At 69.6% G+C, this 24,717-nt stretch carries 24 protein-coding genes; 10 read left to right on the top strand and 14 right to left on the bottom strand.

Annotation, left to right across the window (positions count from 1 at the left end):
• Positions 1-24: 24 nt before the first annotated feature.
• Positions 25-2,166 (top strand): acetate--CoA ligase alpha subunit, encoded by a 2,142-nt coding sequence (gene acs / locus EPY72_RS16255; protein ID WP_134672222.1) that lies wholly within the window; start codon positions 25-27, stop codon positions 2,164-2,166.
• Positions 2,163-3,290, top strand: a complete 1,128-nt coding sequence (locus EPY72_RS16250) for a phosphotransacetylase family protein (RefSeq protein ID WP_135807104.1) — start codon at positions 2,163-2,165, stop codon at positions 3,288-3,290. The genes acs and EPY72_RS16250 overlap by 4 nt, the downstream gene beginning before the upstream one ends.
• A gap of 164 nt (positions 3,291-3,454) precedes the next feature.
• Here EPY72_RS16250 and tpiA read toward each other — a convergent pair whose 3' ends face one another.
• The 6 genes from tpiA to EPY72_RS16220 all read right to left on the bottom strand — a co-directional run bounded on the left by tpiA (position 3,455) and on the right by EPY72_RS16220 (position 7,959).
• Positions 3,455-4,099, bottom strand: coding sequence for a triose-phosphate isomerase (gene tpiA / locus EPY72_RS16245; protein WP_135807103.1), 645 nt, complete (start codon positions 4,097-4,099; stop codon positions 3,455-3,457).
• 249 nt (positions 4,100-4,348) lie between these two features.
• The gene (locus tag EPY72_RS16240; protein ID WP_135807102.1) at positions 4,349-4,873 is read right to left on the bottom strand and encodes a multiprotein bridging factor aMBF1; all 525 of its coding nucleotides are present in this window, start codon (positions 4,871-4,873) and stop codon (positions 4,349-4,351) included.
• A 72-nt stretch (positions 4,874-4,945) separates the two neighbouring features.
• Complete coding sequence (locus EPY72_RS16235) at positions 4,946-5,554, bottom strand: CDP-alcohol phosphatidyltransferase family protein (RefSeq protein WP_134672179.1); 609 nt, start codon at positions 5,552-5,554, stop codon at positions 4,946-4,948.
• Positions 5,551-6,057, bottom strand: coding sequence for an adenylate kinase family protein (locus EPY72_RS16230; protein ID WP_134672180.1), 507 nt, complete (start codon positions 6,055-6,057; stop codon positions 5,551-5,553). The genes EPY72_RS16235 and EPY72_RS16230 overlap by 4 nt, the downstream gene beginning before the upstream one ends.
• Positions 6,054-7,127 (bottom strand): histidinol-phosphate transaminase, encoded by a 1,074-nt coding sequence (gene hisC / locus EPY72_RS16225; RefSeq protein WP_135807101.1) that lies wholly within the window; start codon positions 7,125-7,127, stop codon positions 6,054-6,056. The genes EPY72_RS16230 and hisC overlap by 4 nt, the downstream gene beginning before the upstream one ends.
• A 91-nt stretch (positions 7,128-7,218) precedes the next feature.
• Positions 7,219-7,959 (bottom strand): hypothetical protein, encoded by a 741-nt coding sequence (locus EPY72_RS16220; protein WP_135807100.1) that lies wholly within the window; start codon positions 7,957-7,959, stop codon positions 7,219-7,221.
• A 238-nt stretch (positions 7,960-8,197) separates the two neighbouring features.
• On the opposite strand from EPY72_RS16220, the gene EPY72_RS16215 reads away from it, so the two are divergent.
• Positions 8,198-9,901, top strand: a complete 1,704-nt coding sequence (locus tag EPY72_RS16215) for an NADH-quinone oxidoreductase subunit D (protein WP_135807099.1) — start codon at positions 8,198-8,200, stop codon at positions 9,899-9,901.
• Between the two features lie 21 nt (positions 9,902-9,922).
• Here EPY72_RS16215 and EPY72_RS16210 read toward each other — a convergent pair whose 3' ends face one another.
• Positions 9,923-10,693, bottom strand: a complete 771-nt coding sequence (locus EPY72_RS16210) for an SIMPL domain-containing protein (RefSeq protein ID WP_135807098.1) — start codon at positions 10,691-10,693, stop codon at positions 9,923-9,925.
• A 174-nt stretch (positions 10,694-10,867) separates the two neighbouring features.
• Between EPY72_RS16210 and EPY72_RS16205 the strand changes: the two genes are divergently transcribed.
• Complete coding sequence (locus EPY72_RS16205) at positions 10,868-13,402, top strand: efflux RND transporter permease subunit (RefSeq protein ID WP_135807097.1); 2,535 nt, start codon at positions 10,868-10,870, stop codon at positions 13,400-13,402.
• A 153-nt stretch (positions 13,403-13,555) separates the two neighbouring features.
• The gene (gene dpsA / locus EPY72_RS16200) at positions 13,556-14,101 is read left to right on the top strand and encodes a DNA starvation/stationary phase protection protein DpsA (protein ID WP_135807096.1); all 546 of its coding nucleotides are present in this window, start codon (positions 13,556-13,558) and stop codon (positions 14,099-14,101) included.
• A 100-nt stretch (positions 14,102-14,201) separates the two neighbouring features.
• Here the strand turns inward: dpsA and EPY72_RS19555 are convergent, their stop codons facing one another.
• The 4 genes from EPY72_RS19555 to EPY72_RS16185 all read right to left on the bottom strand — a co-directional run bounded on the left by EPY72_RS19555 (position 14,202) and on the right by EPY72_RS16185 (position 17,355).
• Positions 14,202-14,369: a hypothetical protein gene (locus EPY72_RS19555; protein ID WP_167599499.1), complete on the bottom strand. Its 168-nt coding sequence runs from the start codon at positions 14,367-14,369 to the stop codon at positions 14,202-14,204.
• Between the two features lie 47 nt (positions 14,370-14,416).
• Complete coding sequence (locus EPY72_RS16195) at positions 14,417-15,160, bottom strand: FAD-binding protein (RefSeq protein ID WP_135807095.1); 744 nt, start codon at positions 15,158-15,160, stop codon at positions 14,417-14,419.
• 87 nt (positions 15,161-15,247) lie between these two features.
• A complete protein-coding gene (locus EPY72_RS16190; RefSeq protein WP_134672188.1) occupies positions 15,248-16,369 on the bottom strand; it encodes a FecCD family ABC transporter permease in 1,122 nt (373 codons plus the stop codon).
• Between the two features lie 2 nt (positions 16,370-16,371).
• A complete protein-coding gene (locus tag EPY72_RS16185; protein ID WP_135807094.1) occupies positions 16,372-17,355 on the bottom strand; it encodes an NAD(P)/FAD-dependent oxidoreductase in 984 nt (327 codons plus the stop codon).
• A 200-nt stretch (positions 17,356-17,555) separates the two neighbouring features.
• Between EPY72_RS16185 and EPY72_RS16180 the strand changes: the two genes are divergently transcribed.
• The gene (locus EPY72_RS16180) at positions 17,556-17,837 is read left to right on the top strand and encodes a ubiquitin-like small modifier protein 1 (RefSeq protein ID WP_135807093.1); all 282 of its coding nucleotides are present in this window, start codon (positions 17,556-17,558) and stop codon (positions 17,835-17,837) included.
• 6 nt (positions 17,838-17,843) lie between these two features.
• On the opposite strand, the gene EPY72_RS16175 is transcribed toward EPY72_RS16180, so the two are convergent.
• A complete protein-coding gene (locus EPY72_RS16175; protein ID WP_135807092.1) occupies positions 17,844-19,151 on the bottom strand; it encodes an acetamidase/formamidase family protein in 1,308 nt (435 codons plus the stop codon).
• Positions 19,152-19,288: 137 nt separating this feature from the next.
• Between EPY72_RS16175 and EPY72_RS16170 the strand changes: the two genes are divergently transcribed.
• Positions 19,289-20,254, top strand: coding sequence for a TIGR03557 family F420-dependent LLM class oxidoreductase (locus EPY72_RS16170; RefSeq protein WP_134672192.1), 966 nt, complete (start codon positions 19,289-19,291; stop codon positions 20,252-20,254).
• Between the two features lie 93 nt (positions 20,255-20,347).
• Positions 20,348-21,220, top strand: coding sequence for a DUF4349 domain-containing protein (locus tag EPY72_RS16165; RefSeq protein WP_135807091.1), 873 nt, complete (start codon positions 20,348-20,350; stop codon positions 21,218-21,220).
• On the opposite strand, the gene EPY72_RS16160 is transcribed toward EPY72_RS16165, so the two are convergent.
• Entirely contained in the window at positions 21,217-22,848 is a 1,632-nt protein-coding gene (locus tag EPY72_RS16160) for a GMC family oxidoreductase (RefSeq protein ID WP_134672194.1), read from the bottom strand. The two genes, EPY72_RS16165 and EPY72_RS16160, sit on opposite strands and share 4 nt — an antisense overlap.
• Positions 22,845-23,390 carry a gluconate 2-dehydrogenase subunit 3 family protein gene (locus tag EPY72_RS16155; RefSeq protein WP_134672195.1) on the bottom strand — a complete coding sequence of 182 codons (546 nt, stop codon included), beginning with the start codon at positions 23,388-23,390 and terminating at the stop codon, positions 22,845-22,847. Before EPY72_RS16155 ends, EPY72_RS16160 begins: the two co-directional genes overlap by 4 nt.
• 120 nt (positions 23,391-23,510) lie before the next feature.
• Here EPY72_RS16155 and EPY72_RS16150 point away from each other — a divergent pair, with 120 nt between their 5' ends.
• Both EPY72_RS16150 and EPY72_RS16145 read left to right on the top strand, forming a co-directional pair.
• Positions 23,511-24,236, top strand: a complete 726-nt coding sequence (locus EPY72_RS16150; RefSeq protein WP_134672196.1) for a metal-dependent hydrolase — start codon at positions 23,511-23,513, stop codon at positions 24,234-24,236.
• A 74-nt stretch (positions 24,237-24,310) separates the two neighbouring features.
• Positions 24,311-24,706, top strand: a complete 396-nt coding sequence (locus EPY72_RS16145) for an OsmC family protein (RefSeq protein ID WP_134672197.1) — start codon at positions 24,311-24,313, stop codon at positions 24,704-24,706.
• Positions 24,707-24,717: the final 11 nt, after the last annotated feature.

Here is a 24,717-nt window from a genome sequence, read left to right as displayed (position 1 = left end):
AACGTGGACGAGAACACGGGTGGTCTGGATAGCGAAGAGACGCAGGCCTCGGACGCCGGCCGGGCGACCGGCGGGCTGTCGGGACTGTTCGACCCCGATCGGGTCGCCGTCGTCGGCGCGACCGAGAGCGAGGGGTCCATCGGCCGCGCCATCGTCGACAACCTCGTCGCCGACTTCGCGGGCGAGACGGTCCCGGTGAATCCGAACTACGACGACGTGTTGGGACTGGACTGTTACCCCGATATCGAGTCGGTACCGGGCGAACTGAACCTCGCTGTCGTCGTCGTGCCGCCGTCGATCGCGGTCGAGGCGGTCGAGCAGTGTGGCGAGGCCGGGGTTCGAAACGTGGTCGTCATCACCGCCGGCTTCGGCGAGACCGGAAGCGAGGGCGCCAGCCGCGAGCGAGAACTCACCGCGGTCGCCGAGGAGTACGACCTGAATCTGGTCGGGCCCAACAGCCTCGGCGTGATGAGCACGCCGGTCGGGCTGAACGCCACGTTCGGCCCCGAGAACGCGCTGTCGGGCTCGATTTCGTTCATGAGCCAATCGGGCGCGTTCATCACCGCGGTCCTCGACTGGGCCAACGATCAGGGCATCGGCTTCAAGGACGTGGTCTCGCTCGGCAACAAGGCGGTGCTCGACGAGACCGACTTCGTCGAGGCGTGGGCCGAGGACCCGGACACCGACGTCATCCTCGGCTATCTGGAGGGCGTCGAGAACGGCGCGGAGTTCATCGACGCCGCCCGCGAGGCGACCGAGGACACGCCGATCGTGATGGTCAAGTCCGGCCGGACCGAGGCCGGCGCACAGGCGGTCTCCTCGCACACCGGAACGCTCGCGGGGAGCGAGCAGGCCTACGAGGCCGGGCTCGAACAGGCCGGCGTCCTCCGGGTCGAGAACGTCCAGGAGCTGTTCGACTTCGCCCAGATCCTGTCGGGCCAGCCGTTGCCAGACTCCGACGACGTGGCGATCGTGACAAACGCGGGCGGTCCGGGCGTGATGACCACCGACGCGGTGGGCGACTCGGCGCTCTCGCTCGCCTCGTTCTCCGAGGAGACCCTCGATGCGCTCTCGGGTGCGATGCCCGACGAGGCCAACATCTACAACCCGATCGACGCCATCGGCGACGCCGACGTCGACCGGTTCGCCGAGGCGCTCGACCTCGCGCTGGCCGACGACAACGTGGGGTCGGCGGTCGTGCTCTCGGCCCCGACCGCGGTCATCGACTTCGACGACCTCGCGGAGGTGATCACCGACCTGCAGGCCGAGCACGGCAAGCCGATCGCGTCGGTCCTGATGGGCGGCGAGCGCACCGACTCCGCCCGCGAGATCCTGCGTGAGGGCGGCATCCCTAACTACTTCGACCCGGCCCGGGCGGTCGGGAGCCTCGACGCGATGGTCCGGTACCGGAACGTCCGGGACCGCGAGTACGAGGCCCCCGAGCGGTTCGACGTGGACCGCGAGCGCGCCCGCGAGATCTTGGAGCGCGCCGACGAGCGCGGCGACAACCGCCTCGGCGTCGAGGCCATGGACCTGCTCGACGCCTACGGCATCCCGACGCCCGACGGCACCATCGCCGAGACCCCCGAGGACGCCGTCGAGGCGGCTCAGGGCATCGACGGCGAGGTCGTGATGAAGATCGTCAGCCCGGACATCCTCCACAAGTCCGACATCGGGGGCGTCCGGGTCGGTGTCCCGAACGAGGACGTCTACGACGCCTTCGAGGACCTCGTGACCCGGGCGCGCAACTACCAGCCCGACGCCGAGATCTTGGGCGTTCAGGTTCAGGAGATGGTCGACCTCGACGCCGGCACCGAGACCATCATCGGGATGAACCGCGACCCGCAGTTCGGCCCGCTGTTGCTGTTCGGGCTCGGCGGCATCTTCGTCGAGATTCTCGAAGACACCGAGACGCGGGTCGCGCCCGTCAGCGAGCGCGAGGCGACCGAGATGGTCGACGGGATCCGGTCGGCGCCCCTGCTCCGGGGCGCGCGCGGACGCGACCCCGCCGACCGGGAAGCCATCGTCGAGAGCCTCCAGCGGCTCTCGCAGCTCGTGACCGACTTCCCCGCGATCCTCGAACTGGACGTCAACCCCCTCGTCGCCGGCCCCGACGGGGTCGACGCCGTGGACGTGCGACTCACCGTAGATAGGGAGGAGCTATGAAAACCATACTCGTCACCGCGACAGAAGACAGCACAGGCAAGACCGCGGTCGCGCTCGCGCTCGCGAAGCTCGCGGCCGAGCGCGGCCAGTCGGTCGGCTACATGAAACCCAAGGGCACCCGGCTCCAGAGCAACGTCGGCAAGACCTTAGACGAAGACCCGATGCTGGCCCGGGAACTGCTCGATCTGGACGCCGAGATGCACGAGCTCGAACCGGTCGTCTACTCGCCGACGTTCGTCGAGCAGGCGATCCGCGGCCGCGAGGACCCCGACGAGCTCCGGGAGGGCGTCCGGGAGAGCTTCGAGGCGCTCGCCGCGGACAAAGACCTCATGATCGTCGAGGGCGGCGGGAAGCTCACCACGGGCGGCATCGTCGGCCTGACCGACCCCGAGGTCGCCGACCTGCTCGACGCCGAGGTGCTGTTGCTCTCGGAGTACGGACAGGCCGGCGACGTCGACGACGTGCTCGCGGCGGCCGACGACGTCGGCGACCGACTGCTCGGCGTCCTGTTCAATGCGGTCCCGGACGCGAGCTTCGACGACCTCGACACCGAGGTCGTGCCGTTCCTCGAAGGCCGGGACGTGCCCGTGCTCGGGGTGGTCCCGCGCGAACAGGAGCTGGCGGGGGTCACCGTCGCGGCCCTCGCCGAGGAGCTGTCGGCCGAGCGGCTGACCGACGCGCCGGCCGACGCCTTCGTCGAGCGATTCCTCGTCGGCGCGATGTCGGGCGACTCGGCGCTCCGACATCTCCGGCGGACGAAAGACGCCGCGCTCATCACCGGCGGCGACCGCCCCGACCTCCAGCGGGTCGCGCTCGAAGCGCCGGGCGTGAAGTGTCTGATCCTGACCGGCGGGTTCCGGCCGCCGGGCGCCGTGGTCGGGAAGGCCGAGGAGAAGGGCGTCCCCATCCTGCTGGTCCAGTCGGACACCCTGACGACCGTCGAACGCGCCGAGGACGTGGTCCGGAGCGGGCGCACTCGGGACGCCGAGACGGTCGAGATCATGCGCGATCTGCTGTACGACCACGCCGACGTGGCCGGGATACTCGGCGACGCCGAGGCCGACGGGGCCGAGCGCGCAGGCGGCCCCGGCTCGGACGAGGAGACCGACGCGACCGACGAGTAGGTCGCCCCCGTCCGTGAGCGTCTTTTAACGACTCGCGAACGCCGACTTGTGCTCGAAGGCCGATCGAACGCCCGAGAGCGCCGGCTCGAAGTCGACGCGCCGACTGCCAAATTTCGTGACGCCGACCAATCGGCGGGTCGCCCTCTCGACAGCCTCCGACAGCGTTACAGCGGCGCGACCAGCTCTTCGAGCGCCGCCTCGGGGTCGTCTGCCTTCGCGACGCCGCTGGCGAGCAAGACGCCCTCCGCGCCGAGGTCGCCCGCGGCCACCAGGTCCTCGCCGGTCGAGATGCCCGCGCCGCAGTAGACCGACACCGAGTCGTCGACCGCCTCGGCGGCCGCCACCGCGTCGGTCACCACGTCGGGGTCGGCCTGACTGACCGGCGTGCCTGAGCCGATGAGCTCGGGAGGCTCGACCGCGACCGCGTCGGGGCCGAGCGCGGCGACCGCGCCGATCTGGGCCGGGTTGTTCGCACAGACGCAGGTCTCGAGGCCCGCGCGGTCGGCCGCCGACAGCGCGTCGTCGATGTCCGCGAGCGTCAGCCGGCGCTCGGAGTGGTTGAGAAGCGTGGCGGTCGCTCCCGCCTCGGCGGCGGCCTCCGCCAGCGTCGAGCCGGTGTGACTGCCGTGCTCGACGCCGCTGACGTGCTGGGCCCACGTCTCGACGCCCGTCTCGGCGACGCGTTCGATGTGGGCGGCCTGTGGCGCGACGGCGATCGGGACGCCGGCCGCCTCGCTCGCGTCGCGGGCGGCGGTCGCGATCTCGACCGGGTCGCAGGGGTACGCCTTGAGATTGACGACGATTTGCATACCCGAAGTGTCCGCCGGGCCGCGACTAATAGGTTGCGAGAACGAAGAGAGCCGATCGGGTGCGACCGCAGAACCAAAGCCGAACGAGCGAACCCCAACAGTCCACAAAGAGAGTACCAGTAGTTCCGCGAGCGAACGCAGTGAGCGAGCGGTCCGAGGGCCGACCAGCGGGAGGCCCGCAGTGGTTTTGATCGAGCTTTTGCAAGGGCGCGCCGCGTCTTTCGGCGCGCCCGAAGAAAAGCTCGTGGCCTAGTCCTTCCGCTTCACGACGTCGCCGAGGGTGTACTCGCCGGTCGAACTGCCGCCGTCCCAGTCTTCGTCCTCGTCGGGGGAGGCGCCGGCGGTGAGGCTGATGTCGAGTTCGGATTCGAGCTTCTCCTGGACCTCGTCGCTGGGGAGCATGTCGCCGCGCTCGATCTTCCGGATGAGGCTGGCCTTCTCGTTGAGGTCGTTGGCGAGATCCTCCTGACTCAGGCCCGCGGTCTCGCGGGCGTTCCGGACGCGCTCGTCGTAGTCCTGGGCGATCTCGTCCATGTCGTCGAACATGTCCGAGCGCCGCGACCGCGACGAACTCGACGAAGTACTCGGCGACGACGAGCCGCCCGAGGACGACGAGGACGTCGAGTACTTCGTCGACGTGGAGCCGGTGTCCTGCTGGGTCTTCACCTCGGTCCCGAAGTCCGAGCAGTTGTCGCAAACGTCCAACTCGGCCCCCTCGACCTTGATGGTCTTCGGCGAGCCCGTCTCGGCACCACACATCTCACACTGAACCATGCCCGGAGGTAGTTCGCGTGCGCTCTTAAATTCCACGCTGCGGGCGGCGACGCCGGCGGCGTGTTCGGCCGGTCAGGCGAGCGCCCGCCACGAGTAGTAGAACCGCTGGAGCGCCGTGAAGTGACCCACGACCGCGAACACGACCAGTAGCCAGCCGACCAGCGACACGCCGCCGGGCGTCGCGGTCACGAACGCCGCGAGCGCGCCGGTAGCGCCGACGAGCGCGAGCCGATCGGCCCGACCGAGCAGTCCGCCGTACACCCGATCGAGCCCGACCGCCTGCGCCTGCGTGCCGAGATAGGAGGTCATCAGGACGCCCGTCACCGCGGCGAGGCCGAGCGCGTATCGGTCGACGCCGGCGGCCAGCCCGGCGATGATGACGATATCCGCGTAGCGGTCGAGGACGTGATCGAGCATGTCGCCCGCCACCGAGTCGGTGCCGAGTTCGCGGGCCAGCGCGCCGTCGAGCAGGTCGAGCCAGCCGTTGAGGAACACGAGCACCGCGCCGAGGAGGTACCACGCCGGCTCGGCGCCGCCGCGGTAGAAGGTCGCGCCCGCCGCGGCCGCCAGCGCGAACGCCACCACGCTGATCGCGTCGGGGGTCAGCCCGAGCCGGGTCGACAGCGAGACGAACGGCCCGAGCAGTCGGTCGGCGACCGGTCGGAGCTGGTCGAGAGTCATAGGTATTCGAGGTAGTCGACCTCGCCGGCGCTCGGTTCGCGTTCGCCCGCCAGCACCGCCGCGATCTCCCCGGCGACCTCCTCGGGCGTCCGGTCGGTGGTCTCGATCTCGTAGACGTTCTCGATGCCGTGCTCGGCCACGGCCTCCGAGAGGATCACGTCGAGCGCCTCGCTCTCTGCGTTTTCGGCGGCTTTCTCGTCGGCTTCGCCCCGCTCTGTGAGGCGCCGTCGTAGCTCCTCGGGGTGACACCGGAGGACGACGACCCGGTCGACGTCCAGATTGTGCGCGAGGTGCGACTCCACGAGGAGCTCCTCGCGACCGGCGAGGCGCTCGCGAACCGCGTCGAGGTCGGCGACGAGGCTGTCGCGATCGGCGTCGCGCTCGGTCCAGAGGTCGGCCTCGCGGATCAGTTCGTTGAGGTGGACCACGTCGAGGTCGGTGTCGAGGGCCTCGACCGCGGAGGTCTTCCCGGTGCCGGGGGTGCCTGTGACCGCGACGCTCACTCCGCGAGCACCTCGTTGCACTCGGCGACCGCCCGCCGCGTCTCGGCTTTCGTGCCGCAGGTGATCCGGACGCACTCGGGGAGCCCGAAGCTACTGCAATCGCGGACGATGACGCCTCGACGCTGGAGTTCGTCGGCGACCGCCTCGGCGTCCCCGACCTCCGCGAGCACGAAGTTGCCGTGGCTCTCCCACGTCGGCGCGTCGAGCGTCTCGGACATGTACTCTCGGGCCCACGCCGCGGTCTCGACGGTCTTCTCGGCGTGGGCGCCGTCGTCGAGCGCCGCGAGGCCCGCCCGACACGCGATCTCGCTGGCGGCGAACGGCGTGTTCACTCGGGCGTAGGCGTCGGCCCACTCCTCGGGGACGACGCCGTACCCGAGTCGGACGCCGGCGAGCCCGTACACCTTCGAGAACGTCCGGAGGACCGCCACGTCGTCGCGTTCGTCGACGAGTTCGACCGCGCTCGGCCCGTCGGCGAACTCGCCGTAAGCTTCGTCGACGAGCACGAGCGTCTCCTCGTCGGTCTCGTCGGCGATGGTCGCGACGGCGTCGAGCGAGAATCGCCCGCCTGTGGGGTTGTGCGGGCTGGTGAGGTAGACGACGCGCTCGCCGTCGTAGTCGCCGAGGACCGTCTCGGCGTCGAGCGCGAAGTCGTCGGCCTTCGAGAGGCGGTACTCGGCGACTTCGCCGTGGTGAAAGCGCGCGCTCATCGCGTAGTAGGCGAACCCGGGCTCGGGGACCAGCACTCTGTCGCCGGGGTCGAGCGCCGCGCGCGCGAGGTAATCGAGCACCCCGTCGCCGCCGTTGCCGAGCCAGATCTGGCTCGGAGCGACGCCCCACTCGTCGGCGAGCTTCTCGGTCAGGTCGGCGTGGGAGGCCTTCGGGTAGGAGTTGGCCGACTCGGCCGCCGCCTTGATCGCCTCCACGGCGGCCGGGCTCGGGCCGAAGGGGTTCTCGTTCGACGCGAGTTTCACCAGGTCGTCGGGGTCGAGCCCGAGTTCGCGGGCCACCTCCTCGACGCCCCGTCCGGCCTGATACACGGTGTGCGAAGAGAGATCCCGTGGTTCCATGTCCGAGAGGTGTGTGCGCCGCGTCTTAAGAGTGCCCACCTGCGACGGTCGGGACCCGACGCCCGTGGCGCGTGTTGTCAGCCTCCGCCCACTACACATAAGCAAAATCGTGGCGACCCTCCCGACGGAGGTCCGAACGATGGCACGACAGAATCAGAATCAGCGGGGAACGACCGGCGAACAGAACCGTCGCGACCGGGGGAACCGACAGAACGAGGGTGGCCGGTACTCCGGCGGCGGCCGAAAACGAAGCACGGAGAGCCGACGAAGCGAGTCGACCGGACGGGGACGACGCCAGCGCGGTCACGAACAGCAGGGCGGTCGCCGCCAGCAGTCCCAGCGCGGTGAGCACCACCAATCCCAGCGCGGCCAGCAGTCGCGACAGTCCCAGCACGGCCAGCAGGGCGGCCATCACCCCGGCCAGCACCAGCGCGGCCGGCGAGACATCGACGAACACGGCCGCCAGCAGGTGGGCGAGCAGGGCGGCCAGCACCGCGAGGCAGGTCAGCACCAGCAGGGCGGCGGTCGGAGCCGGCGGTACGGCCGACGGCGTGGCCAGCAGTCCGGCCGGCGGGGCGAGCACCAACAGACCGGGCGACAGGGCGGCCAAAGGGGCCAGCACGGCGAACGTGGCCAGTCCGTCCACGGCCAGCACGGTCAACAGCCCCAGCACGAGCGACAGAGTCAGCAGGGCCAGCACGGTCAACAGCCTCAGCACGGCCAACAGAGCCGCGGCGAGCAGAATCAGTACGGCGGGCGCTCCGAGGGCAGTTTGAGCCCGGTCCAGCAGACCGCGATGCGTAGCGAGGGCCACCAAGCCGGCGAGCGCCACGGCGGGGAGTCAAAGCGCCACCGGGAGGGACCTCAGAGCGGCGGGCGACGCGACGAGCGTCGCGAGCAACCGCAGTACTGAGCCCGCGACTCGGAACCGGACAATTTTTCGCGGACGAACCGACCGGAGACAGACGGTAGTCCTAATGGCGTCAGCCGGGTAGCCCTATCGGGGAGTGGGAACGACGCCGCGACCGACCACGCCCGGGTCGCGGGCCGTCCCGCCGCAGTGATTCACAATGAGTGACCCATCAGAGACCGACTCCGGCGCGGCGGAGGTACCGAGACTCGAACGCGTCGACTGCGACGCCATCGAGGCGATGCTCGGCGACCGGGTGGTGAGGCGTGAGACCCACCTCAACGCCGAGTCGTTCGTGATCCGACCCGACGACGTCGAGAGCGTTCTGGGGGCGCTCAAGCGAGAGGCGGGGTTCGACCACCTCTCGTGTCTCACGGCTCAAGAGTACGAAGACCGCTACGAGAGCATCTATCACCTCCGGAAGTACGACGATCCCACTCAGGAGGTCAACGTCGTCGTCCCGGTGGGTCGCGAGCGCCCGGTCCACCGATCGGCTTCGGGCGTGTACAAGACCGCCGAGTGGCACGAGCGAGAGGCCTACGACCTCGTCGGTATCGAGTACGAGGGCCACCCCGATCTCCGGCGCATCCTCCTGCCCGAGACGTGGCAGGGCCACCCCTTAAGCAAAGACTACGATCAGGACCGGCCGCAGGTGGTGACGCTGAAAGAGCACGTCAACCCCCTCGCCGAAACCAAGCGCGAGACCGCCTCGGGCGAGGAATCGGACGGGTCGTCGGACTCCGACACGATGTTTCTCAACATCGGGCCCCACCACCCGGCGACCCACGGCGTGCTCCACCTCAAGACGGTGCTGGACGGCGAGCAGGTCGCCGACGTCGACCCAGACATCGGTTACCTCCACCGGTGTGAAGAGCAGATGTGTCAGACCAAAAACTACCGGTACCAGATCATGCCCTACCCCGACCGGTGGGACTACACCGCGAACATCCCGAACGAGTGGGCCTACGCGCGCGTCGCGGAGGACCTCGCGGACATCGACGTCCCGGAGTACGCCCAAGTCCTCCGGACCATGGCGGTGGAGTTCGGTCGCATCATGGGCCACATGATCGCGGCCGGGACGTTCGCGCTCGACGTGTACGGCGACTTCACCGCCATCTTCATGTACGCGATCCGGGACCGGGAGATCGTCCAGAACATCCTCGAAGACCTCACGGGCCAGCGGATGATGTTCAACTACTTCCGGCTCGGCGGGGTCGTCTGGGACATCCCCGAGCCACGCGAGGAGTGGTTCGCCAAGGTCCGGGACTTCCTCGACGAACTGCCCGAGCACGTCGAGGAGTACCACGACATGATGACTCGAAACGAGATCTTCCAGAAGCGGACGGTCGACACCGGCGTCATCGACGCCGAGACCGCCAAGGCCTACGGCTGTACCGGGCCGGTCGCCCGCGGATCGGGCGTCGACTACGACCTCCGGCGAGACGACCCCTACGGCTACTACGACGAGCTCGACTGGAACGTCGTGACCGAGCCCCACGGCGACAACTACGCCCGCGTGCTGGTCCGACTACAGGAGGTCGAGGAGTCCGCGAAGATCATCCGGCAGTGTCTCGACCTGCTCGAAGACTGGCCCGAGGACGAGCGGACGATCCAGTCGAACGTCCCCCGGACGATCAAGCCCGACCCCGACACCGAGATCTACCGGGCGGTCGAGGCCGCGAAGGGCGAGATGGGCATCTACATCCGGTCGGACGGCACCTCCCAGCCCGCCCGGTTCAAGATCCGAAGCCCGTGTTTCAACAACCTCCACGCGCTGGAGGCGATGTCGGAGGGCGAGTACGTCCCCGATCTGGTGGCGTCGCTGGGGAGTCTCGACATCGTGCTCGGGTCGGTCGACCGGTAGTCCGACCCCGCCCCGCGGTCGTCACTCGGACGCTTCGGTCGCCGCGTAGGCGACCTGCACCTGCGCGTGGACCGAGACGGGGCCCGACTCGATGCTCGTCGCCGCGCCGTCGGCGGCCATCTCGGCCTCCGCGCGGTAGGGCTGGACGCGCACGTCGGATGTCGAGACCGACGTGACGCCGGCGAGGCTGAGATTCGCGTTCGACGCGAGGGTCTCGGCGTCGCCCCGAGCGCTGTCCATCGCGGCGGCCAGCGCCTCCTCGCGGAGGTCGGTGCGGGTCTCCTCGGAGAGGGTGAACTCGACGCGACCGACGTTCGTCGCGCCGTTGTCGACCGCCGTCTCGATGACCGACCCGACCGCGTCGACGTCCGAGATGCGCACTTCGAACGAGTGGACGGCCTCGTAGCGCGTGGGCGTCGACTCCGAGCGCTCCGACTCGTGGACCTGTCGGATCGCGTAGTGGCGGGTCGTCACCTGATCGTCTTCGATCCCGGCGGCCGCGAGCGCGTCCCGGAGCGTCGAGACGTTCTCGGCGACCCGCTGGCGGGCGGTCTCGGCGTCGGCCGCGGTCGCTTCGACGCCGACGGCCGCGACCGCGCGGTCGGGATCGGCGGTCGCTTCGCCGGACGCGCCGACCCTGACCGTGGCGTCGGCGCCGGTCTGATTGGTCGGCGGGGCGGTCGAGTTCGGGGCGGGCGAGTCCGCACCGCCGAGCGGGGCGGCGGCGCCGAGACAGCCCGCGGTCAGGAGGACGGCCGCGAAAACCGAGATGACGGTTCGTTTCGTCGACATACATGTCGATAGACGCCGGCTGTGGCCTAATACGCTCCGTAAGGTGAAACGCGCGTTTGACTCACGGTTGGATCGCGCGCCTCGACCCCGATCGAACCGGGCGGCCCGCAGTTGCTGAGTCTGAAACTGTGGTTCCGGCTTTTTTGAGTACCGTGTCGTCGGTCCGCGTGTCCGATGATACGAGACACGCTGAATCGACTCGTCGACGTCGTGACCGACCGCAACCGCGCGGTCCTCGTCGTGATGTTGCTGTTGACCGCCGGCGTCGCGGGCGGGATCACCCAGCTCCAGATGCAGGGGTCGGCCCAGACCGACAGCGACGCGTTCGGCGACACGCAGGTCGCACAGAAAGCCGACTACATGAGCCGCCACTACGGCGGCGAGGAGAACCGGACCGCAAACACCACGAGGTCCTCGGTCTACGTCCGGACCGACGGCGGCAACGTCCTCTCGAAGGACTCGCTGGTCGCATCGTTGCGCTACCAGCGGGCGGTGCGGGACAACGAGTCGGTCGCGGGCGCGCTCGCCGGCGACGGCGTCCTCGGCGTCTCGAACGTCGTCGGCAAGCGGGCGGCCGGCGACCCGAGTGCCGGGCTCGACGCACAGATCCGGGCGCTCGACGGGCTGAGCGACCGCGAGGTCCGACAGCTCGTCGCCGACTCGCTCGCCGAGGGCTCGGCGGCGCTCCAACTCGTGCCCGACAGCTACGAGCCCGGAACCGCGAGCGCGGAGAGCCGCCGGATGGTCTTCGAGTTCGAGACGGCCGACGGCGCCACAAACCGGGCGCCGGCTCCGCCCGCCGACGCTCAGCGGGCGCTGTACGAGGCCGCCCAGGAGCGCTCGGAAGCCGGTTACTTCACCACGGGCGATCACGCCGCGGCCTCCTACTACCGCCAACAGAACGCCGACACCGCGGAGCTGATCCTCCCGGCGGCGTTGCTTTTCATCCTCGCGGTCCTCGGGTTCGCCTACCGTGACCTCGCGGACGTGGTCGTGGGCTTCGTCGGCGTGGTGGTGTCGGTCCTGTGGATGTTCGGAATCCTCGGCTGGCTGTCGATCCCCGCCGGGATGACCGCGATCATCGGCCCGGTGTTGATCACGGGACTGAGCATCGATTACGGGCTGCACGTCTTCATGCGCTACCGCGAACAGCGCGGCGCCGACGAGGGCGTTCGACGCCCGATGGGTCGGGCGCTGTCGTCGGTGGGGGTCGCGTTCGTGCTGGTGACGGTGACCGCGGGGGTCGGCTTCCTCGCGAACATCACCAGCCCGATGGGGGTCATCAGACAGCTCGGGGTCGGGATCACGCTCGGGGTCGTCTCCGCGCTCGTGGTGTTCACGACGCTCGTGCCCGCGCTGAAGGTGAGCGTCGACGGACTCCTCGAACGGGTCGGCTTCGACCGGCGCAAGCCCGCGCTCGGTAAGGGCCGGTACCTGCGACCGGTGTTGGGCGCCGGCGTCGCGGCCGCCCGGAAGGCGGCGCCGGTCGTGATCGTGCTCGCGGTCGTCGCGGGCGCCGGCGGCGCGGTCGCGTGGACCGACATCGACCGGCAGGCCTACCAGACGTCGAGCGACGTCGCCGAGTGGAAGACCGAGCTCCCGGGGCCTCTCGCGTGGGAGGCCACCGACGACCCGTACTACCGCCATCAGCAGTACGTCGAGGACGCCTACCAGTCGGCCGACCGGAATCGCCGGATGACCATGATACTGGTCGAGGGCGAGGTGACCGACCCCGCGGCGCTCGACCGGGTCGCCGCCGGGGTCGAAGACGCGAACGGTCGGGACGCGGTGTTCGAACGCGGCGGGGGCGCCGCGGTGGTCTCGCCGCTGTCGGTCATGCGGTCGGTCGCGGCGACCGACCGCGAGTTCGCCGAGACGCTCCGGGCGGCCGACACCGACGGCGACGGCGTGCCCGAGCGAGACGTGGAGGCAGTGTACGCCGCGCTGTACGACGCCGCCCCCGAGCGCGCGAGTCAGGTGCTCGAACGGCGCGGCGGGGAGTTCCGTTCGCTCCGAGTGCTCGTGCCGGTCGAGCAGGGCCTCGAGGTCGACGATCGCGCAGAGGCGATGCACGGGATCGCGGCCACCGTCGAGGCCGGCGAGGCGCTGACCGCGACCCCGGTCGGACAGGCGACGTTCGCGAACGCCGAACTCGGCCAGATGGCCGACGGCATCGTCCGGACGATGTTGCTCGCGCTCGGGGTCATCGGGATCGTGCTCGCGATCAGCTACCGGCTCACCGAGGGGAGCGCGACCCTCGGGGCGCTCACGGTCGTCCCGATCGGACTCGTCATCGGGCTGGTGCTCGGCGGGATGTATCTGTCTGGCACGCCGGTGACGTTCGTGACCGCCCTGCTGATGAGCCTGATCGTCGGGCTCGGGGTCGACTACAACATCCACGTCAGCGACCGCTTCGCGCAGGAGCTCGATCGGGGCCACGCGCCGGTCGCCGCGCTCAGGAACGCGGTCACCGGCACGGGCGGCGCCCTGCTCGGGAGCACGCTCACCTCCGGGGGCGCGTTCGGGACGCTACTGCTTCACGTCAGTCCCCAGATCCGGGCCTTCGGGATGCTCGTCGTGCTCGGGCTCTCGCTGTCGTTCGTCGTGAGCGTGTTCGTGTTCCCGAGCATGCTGCTGATCTGGGCCCGTCGCGTCGGGGCGAGTTCGCTCGTCGAGGCCGATTCGCCCGGTGGCACGCCGAGCGACTGATCAACCGGACCGGACGCCGGGGCCTTCGCCCGGTCGTGAGCCGTCCGAGACCGTCGCGCGGTTCTCCGAACGAAAACGAGTTTTAGACAACCCGAAAGATTGTTTTCCGAATTAGGAACGTATAAGGGGCTTGACGGTGTAGTACGAACTGTAATGAACACCCAGAAAACCGTCCGACAAGAGGCAGGTACCGTCGAGGAGAACTCGCTCCGTCTCGACGAGGAGAAGGCCGAACAGATCGTCGAAGCGCTGAACGCCGACCTCGCGGACGCGTACGTCCTGTACCACCAGCTCCACAAGCACCACTGGAACGTCGAGGGCGCCGAGTTCCTCGACGTCCACGTCTTCCTCCAAGAGGTCTACGAGGACGTCGAGGACGCGGCCGACGAGGTGGCCGAGCGCCTCCAGGCGCTGGGCGGGGTTCCCCACGCCAACATGACGACTCTCGCGGCCCACGCGACCGTCGAGCCCGAGGACGAGGACGTCTACGACGTCCGGACGTCGCTCGCGAACGACCTCGAAATGATGGGCGACATCATCGAGAGCTACCGCCAGCACGTCGAACTCGCCGAGGGGCTCGGCGACTACGCGACCGGCGAGATGCTCCGCGAACAGCTCGAAGTCATCGAGGAGCACGCCCACCACATCGAACACTACCTCGAAGACGACTCCCTCGTGGTCGAGTCGGCGACCCGCTAGACGACGGGCGCTGTCGTCTCGAACGAGTTCCAAAATAGCCAGCGAGGCTCGACCGAGCTTTTCGTTCGACGTCGGTCGATTTTTCGTGAGTTCGTCCGGTTCACCGGGTGACGGCGGCGGTCGTGTCGGTCGAGATCCACCCATCGGTGTTGCCCGATTCGAGGAACACCGTCGTTCCGGGACAGCTCTCGCAGACGGATATTTCGGGGCCCTCGTCGGGGGTCGGGCCCGAGTCGGCGTCTCGACGCGACTGGGTACCAGCGGCCATTACGCGTCTTTAGGTATGCCTAAAACAAAAAGGGTCCGGTTCGCCGCTCACTCCGTGAGGCTCGGGTGGGTCTCTTGGTCGTCGGGCTGTGGCCCGTCGAAGCGCTCGCGCAGTACCCGGCGCGACTCGGCGTCTCGGTCGCGACGTTCGTCGTCGTCGATCTCCTCGCAACCCGGCGGGAGGTCCCGGCCCCGGTCGGTGAAGTACCCTTCCGGGGCGACCCAGTCGTGGTAGAACGGTCGGTCGTCGTCTTCGAGCAACGTCACCGCGACCTCGGCGCCGTGGCCGGCGCTGACCACCGCCTGATGGGGCTTCTCTGCGAGGCGCCCGGCCGCGTACAGGCCGTCGACGCCGGTCCGGCCCCGCTCGTCGGTGTCGACGAACGTCTTCCCGCGGTCGACGATCCCGACGCCGTCGACGTCGGCGAGGTAGTCGGTCTCGTTTTTGGTCGCGGCGACGACGTACTCGCCCCGAAAGCCGTGTCTGTCGGTCGTTTCGACGACGAACCCGTCGGCGGTCGACTCGACCCGGGCGACTTCCGCTTGCAGGCGCTCACAGCCGGCCCGCTCGGCCTGCTCGCCCAGCAGATCGAGCAGTCGACGGGGGTCGACGCCGGCGGGAAACCCCGGGAAGTTTTCGAGGTGCGCGTTTCGCCGGAGGATGGACCCGCCCGCGTCGACGACGAGGGTGTCGAGTCCGTTCCGGGCGGTGAACGTCCCGGCCGAGAGGCCGGCGACTCCGCCGCCGACGACGATCACGTCGTACGCGTCCTGATCGGGTGCAGTTGTCATGGGTGGGTGGTTCGAGCGTGTCGACGCGCTCGGGACCGATAGCTCCGTCGGGTCGTTCCCGACGGGGTTCGGACGCGTGGCGAGTCCTCAGATCTCGCCCATCTCGTCCTGACGCCGCATCAGGTAGAGGAAGTACGGGCCGCCGACCAGCCCCGTCACGATGCCGACCGGAATCTGGACGTCCGCGCCGGTGAGAACGCTCATCCCGAGGCGCGCACCGACGTCGGCGCCCACCATCAGCGCCGGTCCGGCGAACACACAGCCCACCACCAGCTTCTTGTAGTCGGTGCCGACGATGTTCCGGACCATGTGGGGAACGATCAGACCGACGAAGCCGACGATGCCCGCGACCGCGATGCTGGCGGCCGCCGCGAGCACCGCGACCCCCGAGAGGCCGAACCGGACCTTCTCGACGTTCATCCCCAGCGACTTGGCGGTGCTCTCTCCGAGCAACAGCACGTTCAACTGCCGGGAGCTGACCAACGCGAGCGCCATGGCGAGCGCGCTCCACGGTAGCGCCATCCGTACCTGCTCCCAGTCGGTGCCGGTCAGCGACCCCGTGGTCCACGCGATCGCCGACTGGACGACGCCGATGTCGTCGGCGAAGAAGAACATCGCGGTCTGGAGGCTCTGAAAGACCGTCCCGACGATCACGCCGGCCAGAACGAGCCGGACCGGGGAGGTCCCGTTCTTCCAGGCGATGGCGTAGACGATCAGGAAGGCGATCGAGCCCCCGAGGGCCGCGATGATCGGCAGGAACGTCGCCAGCCCCGAGAAGACGACGAGCGTCAGCAGGATCATCAGTCCCGCCCCCGAGGAGACCCCGAGGATGAACGGACTCGCGAGCTCGTTGCGGGTGACCGCCTGAAAGATCGCGCCCGAGACCGCGAGGTTCATCCCGACGAGGACGGCGACGAACACCCGCGGGAGTCGGATGTTCCAGACGATGAGGCTCTGTTTGCTCATCTCGGGCACTTCGGCGCCAAACAGGAACGCCTCCCACGCCAATCGGTCGAACACCACCGCGGGGTTGAACACCGCCCGCCAGGCCTCGGCGACGGTCATCGAGAAGGCGCCGTAGCTGACCTGCACGAGTCCGCCCGCGACGACGACCGCGACGCTCGCCACACAGAGGGCGAACAGCGGGCCGTCGAACCACGACGACCACCGCTCGCGAACGGGGGTCGCGTCCGGCGTTTCGCCCGCCATCGTCACTCGCCGACCTCCGGTCGATCGGCGTCGGCGTCGACGTACTCGCGGACCACTTCGTCGTCCATCGCCGCGAGGAGCGCCGTCTCGTCGACCGCGTCGACGATCGCATCCGCGTCGAGGTGGCGCGCGAGCGCCTCGTGGCCGGCCGCGGCCCGCGACTCGATCTCCGCCGGGCCGACGTACGACGATCGGGCGTCGTCGATGGCCGCCGCCCGGACCCGCTCGTAGCGGTCGGAGCCGGGATCGACCGGCGCGTCCTCGGCGCGGTAGTCGTCGAACCACTCGACCCACGTCTCGCGGTCGGTCCACTCGTCGTCGAGTTCGGCCTCGCGGCGGACCCAGTCGACGCCGTCGGCGACGTCCTCCCACCACCCGTCGTCGATGCGCGCGTCGGCGACGACCCGGCGGGCCACCCGGGCGCCCCGTCCCGCCGCCATCACCGTCTGGGTGTCGGCCGCCTCGGAGGGCGAGGCGACGTAGAGCCCGTCGACCGGCGTCGTGCCGTCGCGGTCGGCGTACGCACCGTCGAAGCTCTCGTGGCGCTCACCGGCGTGCTCGTGGGTCTCGAACATCGCCGCCTCGTCGTCGAGCCCGCGGAGGTACTCGCCGCCGTAGCGGGTCGCGGCGACGACTCGCCGGGCGTCGATCGGGTCGCCCTCTTGGGGGGTCACGACGAACCCCTCGCCGCGGTCGGCGCGGTCGACCGACTCGACCAGATCGGCGACGACGTCACAGCCGGCGGTCTCGGCGTGGTCGTGAAGCAGGTCGTACAGCGTCTCGATGTCGATCCCGGCCGGGAACCCGGGGTAGTTTTCGAGGTGGGCACAGCGCTTGAGCGAGGAGCGTCCGCGATCGAAGATCGCGACGTCGAGGCCCGCGCGGGCGAGGAACACGCCCGCCGAACAGCCCGCGGGCCCGCCGCCGACGACCGCGACGTCCCGGTCGGCTCCGGGCGCGCGCTCGGGTCGGTCGGCGTCAGTCATCGCCGTCCCACCCCATCGGTCCGTGGGCGTCCGTCCGACGCCCCGCGTTCTCGAACCCGTCGATTGCTCTCGTCATGTTATTTAGGCCCACCTAAAACAGTAAAGTGCTTTCGGATCTTCGGCAACCGAACGCGGACCCCGCCGCCACCGACGGGCGCTGGGGTCGGTGGTTTTACTGGGAGCGGCCCGTGGGTCGACCCATGCGAGTTACCGTGTACGGTCCGCTACGCGGTGTGACCGGAGCGAAGACGGTCAGCGTCGAGTTCGCCGGCGGAACCGTCGCGGAGGCGGCCGCCGCGTTCGTCGACGCCCACCCCGGGGCGGCCGACCACCTCTACGCCGACGACGGCGACCTCAGACCGAGCGTGCGCCTCTCGGTCGACGGCGAGCGCGTCGAACCGGACGAGGACTGCCCGCCGGACGCCGACCTGACGGTGTTCCCTGCCGTGCAGGGCGGAACCGTCCGCGACCCCGCGGCGTGAGCCGGCTCAGAGGTCGTACTGCGACCGGACGTGTTCGGCGAGCCCGCGGGCTTCGAGCCGGTCCATCGGCGCCAGCATGTCGAGCTGGACGACGCCCGGAAGCCGACCCACCTCGACGCCGCCGGTGAACGTACACCGCGCGCGGACCTCGCCTTCGGTCATGTCGAGGAGCGTCCCCGCCCGGTCGAAGGCGTTCTCGGTCGCCTCGTTGATCGTCGCGCCGCTACCGATCACCTGGATCGGGCCGGTCTCGCGGACCTCGTCGACGCCGTACTGGTCGGCGAGTCGCCGGCCGGTCTCGATCTCCTCGTCGGTGTAGGGCTTGCTGATGTGGGGCAGGTCCTCCTCGTTCGGCAACAACACCGGGCCGTCGATGTCGAGGTCCTTGATAACCTCGACCTCGATCTCCGTCCGGCCGCTCACGTCGGTGGTGTGTAGCGACAGTTCCCCGTCGCCCTGATTGGCGTGGAGGTCGCCGACGTAGACGCCCCCGCCGTCGACTTTGACCGGACAGATCAGGACCGCGCCCTCCCGGACCGCGTTGATGTCCATGTGGCCGTCGGTGCGCTCGGCGAGTTCGTCCTCGTCTTCGAGCCCCCAGTCGTGCTCGGCGCCGATGAGGAACTGCCCGAAGTCCCCCGCGTTGTGGGAGTCGGGCATCTCGATCGGCGGGGTGGTCCCGACGTTCCCGATGAACGGCCGCAGGTGCCCGAGCGTCCCCGGGATCTCGGAGGGCTTGTAGAGCAAGATCGGGTGCTGGCGGGAGTTGTCCGGTAGCGCCATCGCCCCCTCGGCGTCGTTCGCGAGGTCGTCGGCGCCCTCCTCGCCGACGGTCAGGCCGACGGTCCGGTCGTCGTCGAACGCGACCGTGTACCCGTACTCGAACCCGAACGAGGAGGCGTTCGCGCCGCACTCGGCGCACCTGATCGCGTCCTCGCCGGTGCCCTCGACCACGCTCTCGGGCCACTCGGTGCCACACTCCGGACACCGGTGATCGACGAAGGGGTCGTCGCCGAACGCGTCCTCGCGTTCGGCCATGCTCCCGGTGCTCGTCGCGACGCTCGTCACCTCGACGTCGCGGATCTTCAGCGCGATCGCGTCGCCGACTTCGGCGTTCTCGACTCGGACCGGTCGGGTGACCTCGTGGCCGCCCCTGAACTCGGGCGTGATCATCGGGCCCCAGCACGCCGGCGGCGTGTGGGTCCTGATGGTGCCGCCGTCGGCGACCGCCCCGGCCCACTCTTGGTCCGGGCCGACGAGTCCGAGCGTGTACTGATCGACCGACAGTTCCTGCTGGATTTCGTGTTGTGCCATGGGTACGTGTGTCCCTTCGGTTGTGAGTCTCTTAAACAGTGGACACGATTTCACTATTCTCGGGGTTTCCCCAACGGTTATGACATCGAGCGAGAGGGGGCCACAGCGCTCTTTGACCAGTGGGGCGTGGCCGTTCTATGGTCGAGTTCGGATACACCCTTTCGAGCGAAGAACACCCGCCGAACGACCTCGTCGATCACGCCGTCCGCGCCGAGTCGGTCGGCTTCGACTTCGTCTCGATCTCGGATCACTTCCACCCCTGGATCGGCGAGCAGGGCGACGCGCCGTTCGTCTGGACGACTCTCGGCGGGGTCGCCCGCGAGACCGAGCGCCTCGACGTCGGGGTCGGCGTCACCTGTCCGTCGGTGCGGGTCCACCCCGCGATCGTCGCCCAGGCGACCGCGACCGTCGCCGACATGTTCGAGGACGGCGGCCAGCAGTTCTACTTCGGAGTCGGGACCGGCGAGAACCTCAACGAGCACGTCCTCGGCGACCACTGGCCGACCCACCGCGTCCGACTGGAGATGCTCGAAGAGGCGGTCGCGGTGATCCGGAAACTCTGGTCGGGCGAGACGGTTACCCACTACGGCGACCACTACACCGTCGAGAACGCCCGCCTGTTCACCACGCCCGAGGAGTCGCCGCCCATCTGCGTCTCGGCGTACGGCGAGAGGACCGCACGGAAGGCCGCCGAGATCGGCGACGGCTTCTGGTCGGTCGGCCCGCAGGACGTGGTCGAGACGTTCCGGGACGAGGGCGGCGAGGGGCCGGCGTTCGGCCAACTGACGGTGTGTTACGCCGACGACGAGGACGAGGCGGTCGAGACCGCCCACCGGTACTGGCCCAACAGCCTCCTGCCGGGTCAGTTGGCGACCGAACTGGAGACCCCCGAACTGTTCGAGCAGGCGACCGAACTGGTCTCGAAAGACGACGTCCGGGCGGCAGACAGCATCGTCACCGACCCCGATCCGCAGACCCACGTCGACAGCGTCCGAGAGTTCGTCGACGCCGGGTACGACCACGTCTACGTCCACCAGATCGGGCCGGATCAGGAGGCCTTCTTCGACGTCTACGAGGACCACGTCGTGCCGGAGTTCGCATAGCGGTCCGTCCCCGTGACCGACCCGTAGCAGTGGGTGAAACGTCCGTTTCAGTCTCCCGGACGCTTATTTCGGTCGGGCGTCCAGTCTCGGGACATGTCAGTCACGAAAAAACGGGTGGTCCTCGTGCTCCTCGTCGCCTCGCTGGTGGTCCTCGCAGGCTGTTCGGGGAGCGGCGGCGATGCGGCCGAGAGCGCGGCCAACGCGAGCTATCAGGCGACGCAGGCGGCGGGCGGTGACGGCGGTGGCGCGGAGTCGGGCGACTCGGCCGATCGGAGCGCGTCTCAGTCCCGAGATCGGGCGCTGATCCGGACCGGCGAGGTGTCGCTGACCGTCGGAGACTTCGACGCCGCCCGTTCGAACCTCACCGCGGCGACCGAGCGCCGCGGCGGCTTCGTCGGCGACGCCACCGAGCGGGTCCGCGGCGACGACCGGAGGTGGACCGTCGGCGAACTGACTCTCCGGGTGCCGGCAGAGAACTACTCGGCGCTCCTCGACCGCGTGAAGGCCGAGGGAGAGGTCCGGTCGGCGAGCACGCACACGACGGACGTGACCGACAGGCTGGTCGACCTCGACGCTCGATTGGAGAACCTCCGGGCCGAGCGCGACCGACTCCGGACGCTCTACGAGTCGGCTAACGACACCGAGACGGTGCTCGCGGTCCAGCGAGAGCTCTCGGACGTCCAGACCGAGATCGAACGCGCAGAGGCGTCTCGCGAGGCGCTCGAACGGCAGGTCCGGTACTCGACGATCACCGTCGAACTGGCCGAGGAGCGCCCCAAGGCGCCGACGACCGAGCCGACGGCGTGGTACGACACCGGCCCGATCGCGGCGTTTCTCGAATCGGTGAACGGGGTCGGGGTCGCCGTGCGCGCGCTCGCTGTCGGGACGGCGTACGCCGCGCCGTACGCGCTCGCGTTCGGACTCCCGGCAGTCGCGCTCGTCGCGTGCTGGCGGCGGCTCGCCTAGAGGCGCTCGTCGACGTGGTCGGCGGCCTTCAGCGCGAGCGCCGCGATGGTGAGCGTCGGATTGAGCGCGCCGCTGGTGACGAAGACGCCGCTCGACGCGATCGCGAGGTTCCGGAGGTCGTGGGTCCGGAGCCGGGGGTTCACGACGCTCGACTCGGGGTCGAGACCCATCCGGGTCGTCCCCATGTGGTGGAACGCCGGCCCGGTGGCCTCTGGGCCGACCGTCCACGAGACCTCGACGCCGAGCTCGTCGAGGATCGCGGCCTGAATCTCGTTCGCGCGCCGGAGGGTCGCCTCGGTGCGGTCGTCGAGTTGCCAGTGGATCTCGGGGACGGGGTTGCCGTGGTCGTCGGTGGTCGAGCGGTCCAGCGCGATCCGGTTTTCCTTCCGAGGGCGCTGGCCGACCAGCCCGCCCATCGCGATCGAGTCGCCGTAGGACTCTCGGAGGGAGTCGAGCAGGTCGTCGCCCCACTCGTCGCCGGCGAGCGCCGTCTCGACCGGCGAGGGCCCGGCGTAGTTCAGGAACTCCAGTTTGAGCGGCCCGGGCTCGGGGCCGTCGCCCGACCACTCGGGGACCCCGCCGGCCGGTCCGTCGGTCCCCCGGGTCGGGTCGTCGTAGAACTGGTGGCACTCGCTGGTGATGAATCCGACGTGGTTCTGGCGGGTCTCCCGATCGATCGTCCCGCCCATCCCCGCAAACAGGTGGTCCATGAAGTACCGCCCGACCGCGCCCGAGGAGTTTGCGAGGCCGTCGGGGTACGCCGACGACTCCGACAGCAGGAGCAGTCGCGGCGTCTCGACGCCGCCCGCCGCCAGCACGAACTCTCTGGCCTCCTGTCGGTGGGTCCGACCGTCGGGCGCGGCGTAGACGGCCGCGGTCACCCGGTCGCCAGCCGCGTCGTGTTCGAGGCGCTGGACCGGCGCGCGGTCGATCACCCGCGCCCCCTCGGACTCGGCTCTCTCGACGTGGTGGTCGGCCGAGTACTTCGCGCCGGAGGGACACACCGGCTTGCAGGTGCCGTAGCCGACGCACGCACTCCGGCCGTCGTACCCCTCGGAGTTGCGCGCGTTGGGCACCGAGTGCATCGCCACGCCGAGGCGCTCGCAGGCCTCGGCGAAGACGGAGTCGCTGTGGGAGGGCTCGAAGGCGGGCAGGGGAAACGGCTCCTCGCGGGGCGGCCCGAAGGGGTTGTCGTCGGCCCCCGCGACCCCGAGCAGGGACTCGGCCTCGGCGTAGTACGGCCGGAGGTCCCGGTAGTCGATCGGCCACGGCTCGAAGTCCGACTCGCGAAACCGCATCACCATCCCCTGCCAGTGGAGGGTGGTGCCGCCGACGCCCTTGACCCGCGCGGCGTTCAGCGGGTAGGAGCGCTCGCCGGCGGCGGTGTAGGCGTCGCGCTCGCCGCCCATCTCCCAGACCGAGTGTGGGTGGTGGGCGGGTCGGATCGCCCGCTCCATCCGTTCGGTTCGGTCCGCGAAGTCGAACCGCTCGCCGGCTTCGAGAATCACGACGTCCCGGCCGTCGCTGGCGAGTCGGTGGGCGACCAGCGCGCCCGCCGGGCCGGCGCCGACGACGCAGACGTCCGCCCGCTCGGAGGGCGTCCGGTCGGGGGTCGTCCCGTCGGTCATTCGCCGGGCCCCCGCCGATAGCTCGTCGCCCCGCCGGGGTGGCCCTGCGGGTTCTCGATGCCGACCAGTTCGCCCCCGGTCGGGGAGGTGTAGAGGGCGTACAACAACTCGTTGACCGCGTAGTAGCGGACCCGCTCGCGGTCCGAGCCGTCCGGGTCGGGGTCGGCGTCGTCGACGGCCATCTGGTCGAGGACCGACTCGCGGGTCTCGGCGTCGAGCGCCCGGAAGTCGGCGTCGTGCCACGTCCGGGCGTACTCGTCGAGGGTGTCGAGCGCGTCGACGATTCCGTCTCGGTAGCCCTCCCGGTCTTCGACCCGGCCGAGCGCGTACCGCCTGACGAACTCCTCGACGCCTGAAACCTCGGCGGGGTAGACGACGTCCGCGACCGCGACCAGCGCGTCGAGGCGCTCTTCGGGCGAGGGTCGGTCGGGCGCGGGCTCGTCGCCCCCGTCGAAGGGGTTACCGTCGAGCGCGGCGGTCGCACCGACCGTGACGCCGCCCGCGGCGAGCGCGGCTAACGCGTCACGGCGACTCAGTTCCATTCGAGACGGATTAGGCACACCTAAAACTTAGGCGTTGCTACTTTCCCCGACGATCGGAGGCGTCCGACCGGATAGCCTGCATCATTTAAGTGTCAACCGTGCGTACGTCCGCCCGCACTCATGCAACTCACCTACTACGGCCACTCGACGTTCCACGTCGACGTCGACGGCACGGAACTGCTCGTCGACCCGTTCTTCGACAACCCCAAGACCGACGCCGACCCCGAGGAACTCGACCCAGACTACGTACTGCTCACGCACGGCCACGCCGACCACATCGGCGACGTGGACCGCTACGAGGGGACGACGCTCGTCGCGACCCCCGAAATCGTCTCGTACTGTCGCGACGAGTTCGGCGACTTCGACGCGGTCGGGGGGATGGGAATGAACCTCGGCGGCACCGTCGAGGTCGGCGAGGCGTTCGTCACGATGGTCCGGGCCGACCACACCAACGGGATGGACACCGACTACGGCGCGACCGGCGGGATGCCCGCCGGCTTCGTGATCAGCGACACAAAGCCCACGCAGGTCTCGGACGCCGACAGCCAGTCGTTCTACCACGCGGGCGACACCTCGCTGATGAGCGAGATGCGCGACGTGATCGGTCCGTTCCTCGAACCCGACGTCGCCGCGGTCCCCATCGGCGACCACTTCACGATGGGGCCGGCACAGGCCGCCCTCGCGGTCGACTGGGTCGACGCCGACCACGCGGTTCCGATCCACTACGACACGTTCGCGCCGATCGAACAGGACCCCGAGGACTTCAGCCGCGAGGTCGCGGCGACGGGGAGCGACGCCGAGGTGACGGTGCTCGACGGCGACGAGACCCTCGACCTCGACGAGTAGCCCCGCCGGCGTCCGACCACCGTTTCTGCCCGATGAGCAATACTTAGGGACGTGGCGACCGTCGGTTCACGCGCATGTCGAAACAAGTTACCAGCATCTCGGAGGAAGGCTTCGCCGCGCAGAACGAAATCCGCGACTACAGCGTCGATATCGACGCGACCGGCGAGTCGGCCCCCGACACCCTAGAGAGCCTGCTCGCGGCCTACGGCTCGTGTTACGTCCCCGCGCTCCGCGTCGGAGCCGAACAGCGCGACGTCGGCGAGCTCGGCCGCATCGAGATCGACATCGAGGGCGAGCTCAACGACGACGACAAGCTCGATGCGGTCTCGTTCGCCGTCAAGACCGAGGCCGACGTCGACGACGAGCAGGCCGAGAAGGTAATCGAGCGCGCCGACGAACTCTGCAAGGTCGGCGACGCCGTCAAGGAGTCGCTGGAGGCGGAGGTCACCGTCCACGGCGACGCGTTCTGAGCCGGCGACCG

The sequence above is a fragment of the Halorussus marinus genome (assembly GCF_004765795.1).
Classification (GTDB): Archaea; Halobacteriota; Halobacteria; order Halobacteriales; family Haladaptataceae; genus Halorussus; species Halorussus marinus.
This window is presented reverse-complemented; position numbering and strand designations above follow the sequence as displayed.

Excerpts from the sequence above, each read along its gene's own strand:
- EPY72_RS16250 (WP_135807104.1), top strand. The coding sequence starts at position 2,163 with ATGAAAACCATACTCGTCACCGCGACAGAAGACAGCACAGGCAAGACC.
- tpiA (WP_135807103.1), bottom strand. The coding sequence starts at position 4,099 with ATGCAAATCGTCGTCAATCTCAAGGCGTACCCCTGCGACCCGGTCGAG.
- EPY72_RS16240 (WP_135807102.1), bottom strand. The coding sequence starts at position 4,873 with ATGGTTCAGTGTGAGATGTGTGGTGCCGAGACGGGCTCGCCGAAGACC.
- EPY72_RS16235 (WP_134672179.1), bottom strand. The coding sequence starts at position 5,554 with ATGACTCTCGACCAGCTCCGACCGGTCGCCGACCGACTGCTCGGGCCG.
- hisC (WP_135807101.1), bottom strand. The coding sequence starts at position 7,127 with ATGGAACCACGGGATCTCTCTTCGCACACCGTGTATCAGGCCGGACGG.
- EPY72_RS16215 (WP_135807099.1), top strand. The coding sequence starts at position 8,198 with ATGAGTGACCCATCAGAGACCGACTCCGGCGCGGCGGAGGTACCGAGA.
- EPY72_RS16210 (WP_135807098.1), bottom strand. The coding sequence starts at position 10,693 with ATGTCGACGAAACGAACCGTCATCTCGGTTTTCGCGGCCGTCCTCCTG.
- EPY72_RS16205 (WP_135807097.1), top strand. The coding sequence starts at position 10,868 with ATGATACGAGACACGCTGAATCGACTCGTCGACGTCGTGACCGACCGC.
- dpsA (WP_135807096.1), top strand. The coding sequence starts at position 13,556 with ATGAACACCCAGAAAACCGTCCGACAAGAGGCAGGTACCGTCGAGGAG.
- EPY72_RS19555 (WP_167599499.1), bottom strand. The coding sequence starts at position 14,369 with ATGGCCGCTGGTACCCAGTCGCGTCGAGACGCCGACTCGGGCCCGACC.
- EPY72_RS16195 (WP_135807095.1), bottom strand. The coding sequence starts at position 15,160 with ATGACAACTGCACCCGATCAGGACGCGTACGACGTGATCGTCGTCGGC.
- EPY72_RS16190 (WP_134672188.1), bottom strand. The coding sequence starts at position 16,369 with ATGGCGGGCGAAACGCCGGACGCGACCCCCGTTCGCGAGCGGTGGTCG.
- EPY72_RS16185 (WP_135807094.1), bottom strand. The coding sequence starts at position 17,355 with ATGACTGACGCCGACCGACCCGAGCGCGCGCCCGGAGCCGACCGGGAC.
- EPY72_RS16180 (WP_135807093.1), top strand. The coding sequence starts at position 17,556 with ATGCGAGTTACCGTGTACGGTCCGCTACGCGGTGTGACCGGAGCGAAG.
- EPY72_RS16175 (WP_135807092.1), bottom strand. The coding sequence starts at position 19,151 with ATGGCACAACACGAAATCCAGCAGGAACTGTCGGTCGATCAGTACACG.
- EPY72_RS16170 (WP_134672192.1), top strand. The coding sequence starts at position 19,289 with ATGGTCGAGTTCGGATACACCCTTTCGAGCGAAGAACACCCGCCGAAC.
- EPY72_RS16165 (WP_135807091.1), top strand. The coding sequence starts at position 20,348 with ATGTCAGTCACGAAAAAACGGGTGGTCCTCGTGCTCCTCGTCGCCTCG.
- EPY72_RS16160 (WP_134672194.1), bottom strand. The coding sequence starts at position 22,848 with ATGACCGACGGGACGACCCCCGACCGGACGCCCTCCGAGCGGGCGGAC.
- EPY72_RS16155 (WP_134672195.1), bottom strand. The coding sequence starts at position 23,390 with ATGGAACTGAGTCGCCGTGACGCGTTAGCCGCGCTCGCCGCGGGCGGC.
- EPY72_RS16150 (WP_134672196.1), top strand. The coding sequence starts at position 23,511 with ATGCAACTCACCTACTACGGCCACTCGACGTTCCACGTCGACGTCGAC.
- EPY72_RS16145 (WP_134672197.1), top strand. The coding sequence starts at position 24,311 with ATGTCGAAACAAGTTACCAGCATCTCGGAGGAAGGCTTCGCCGCGCAG.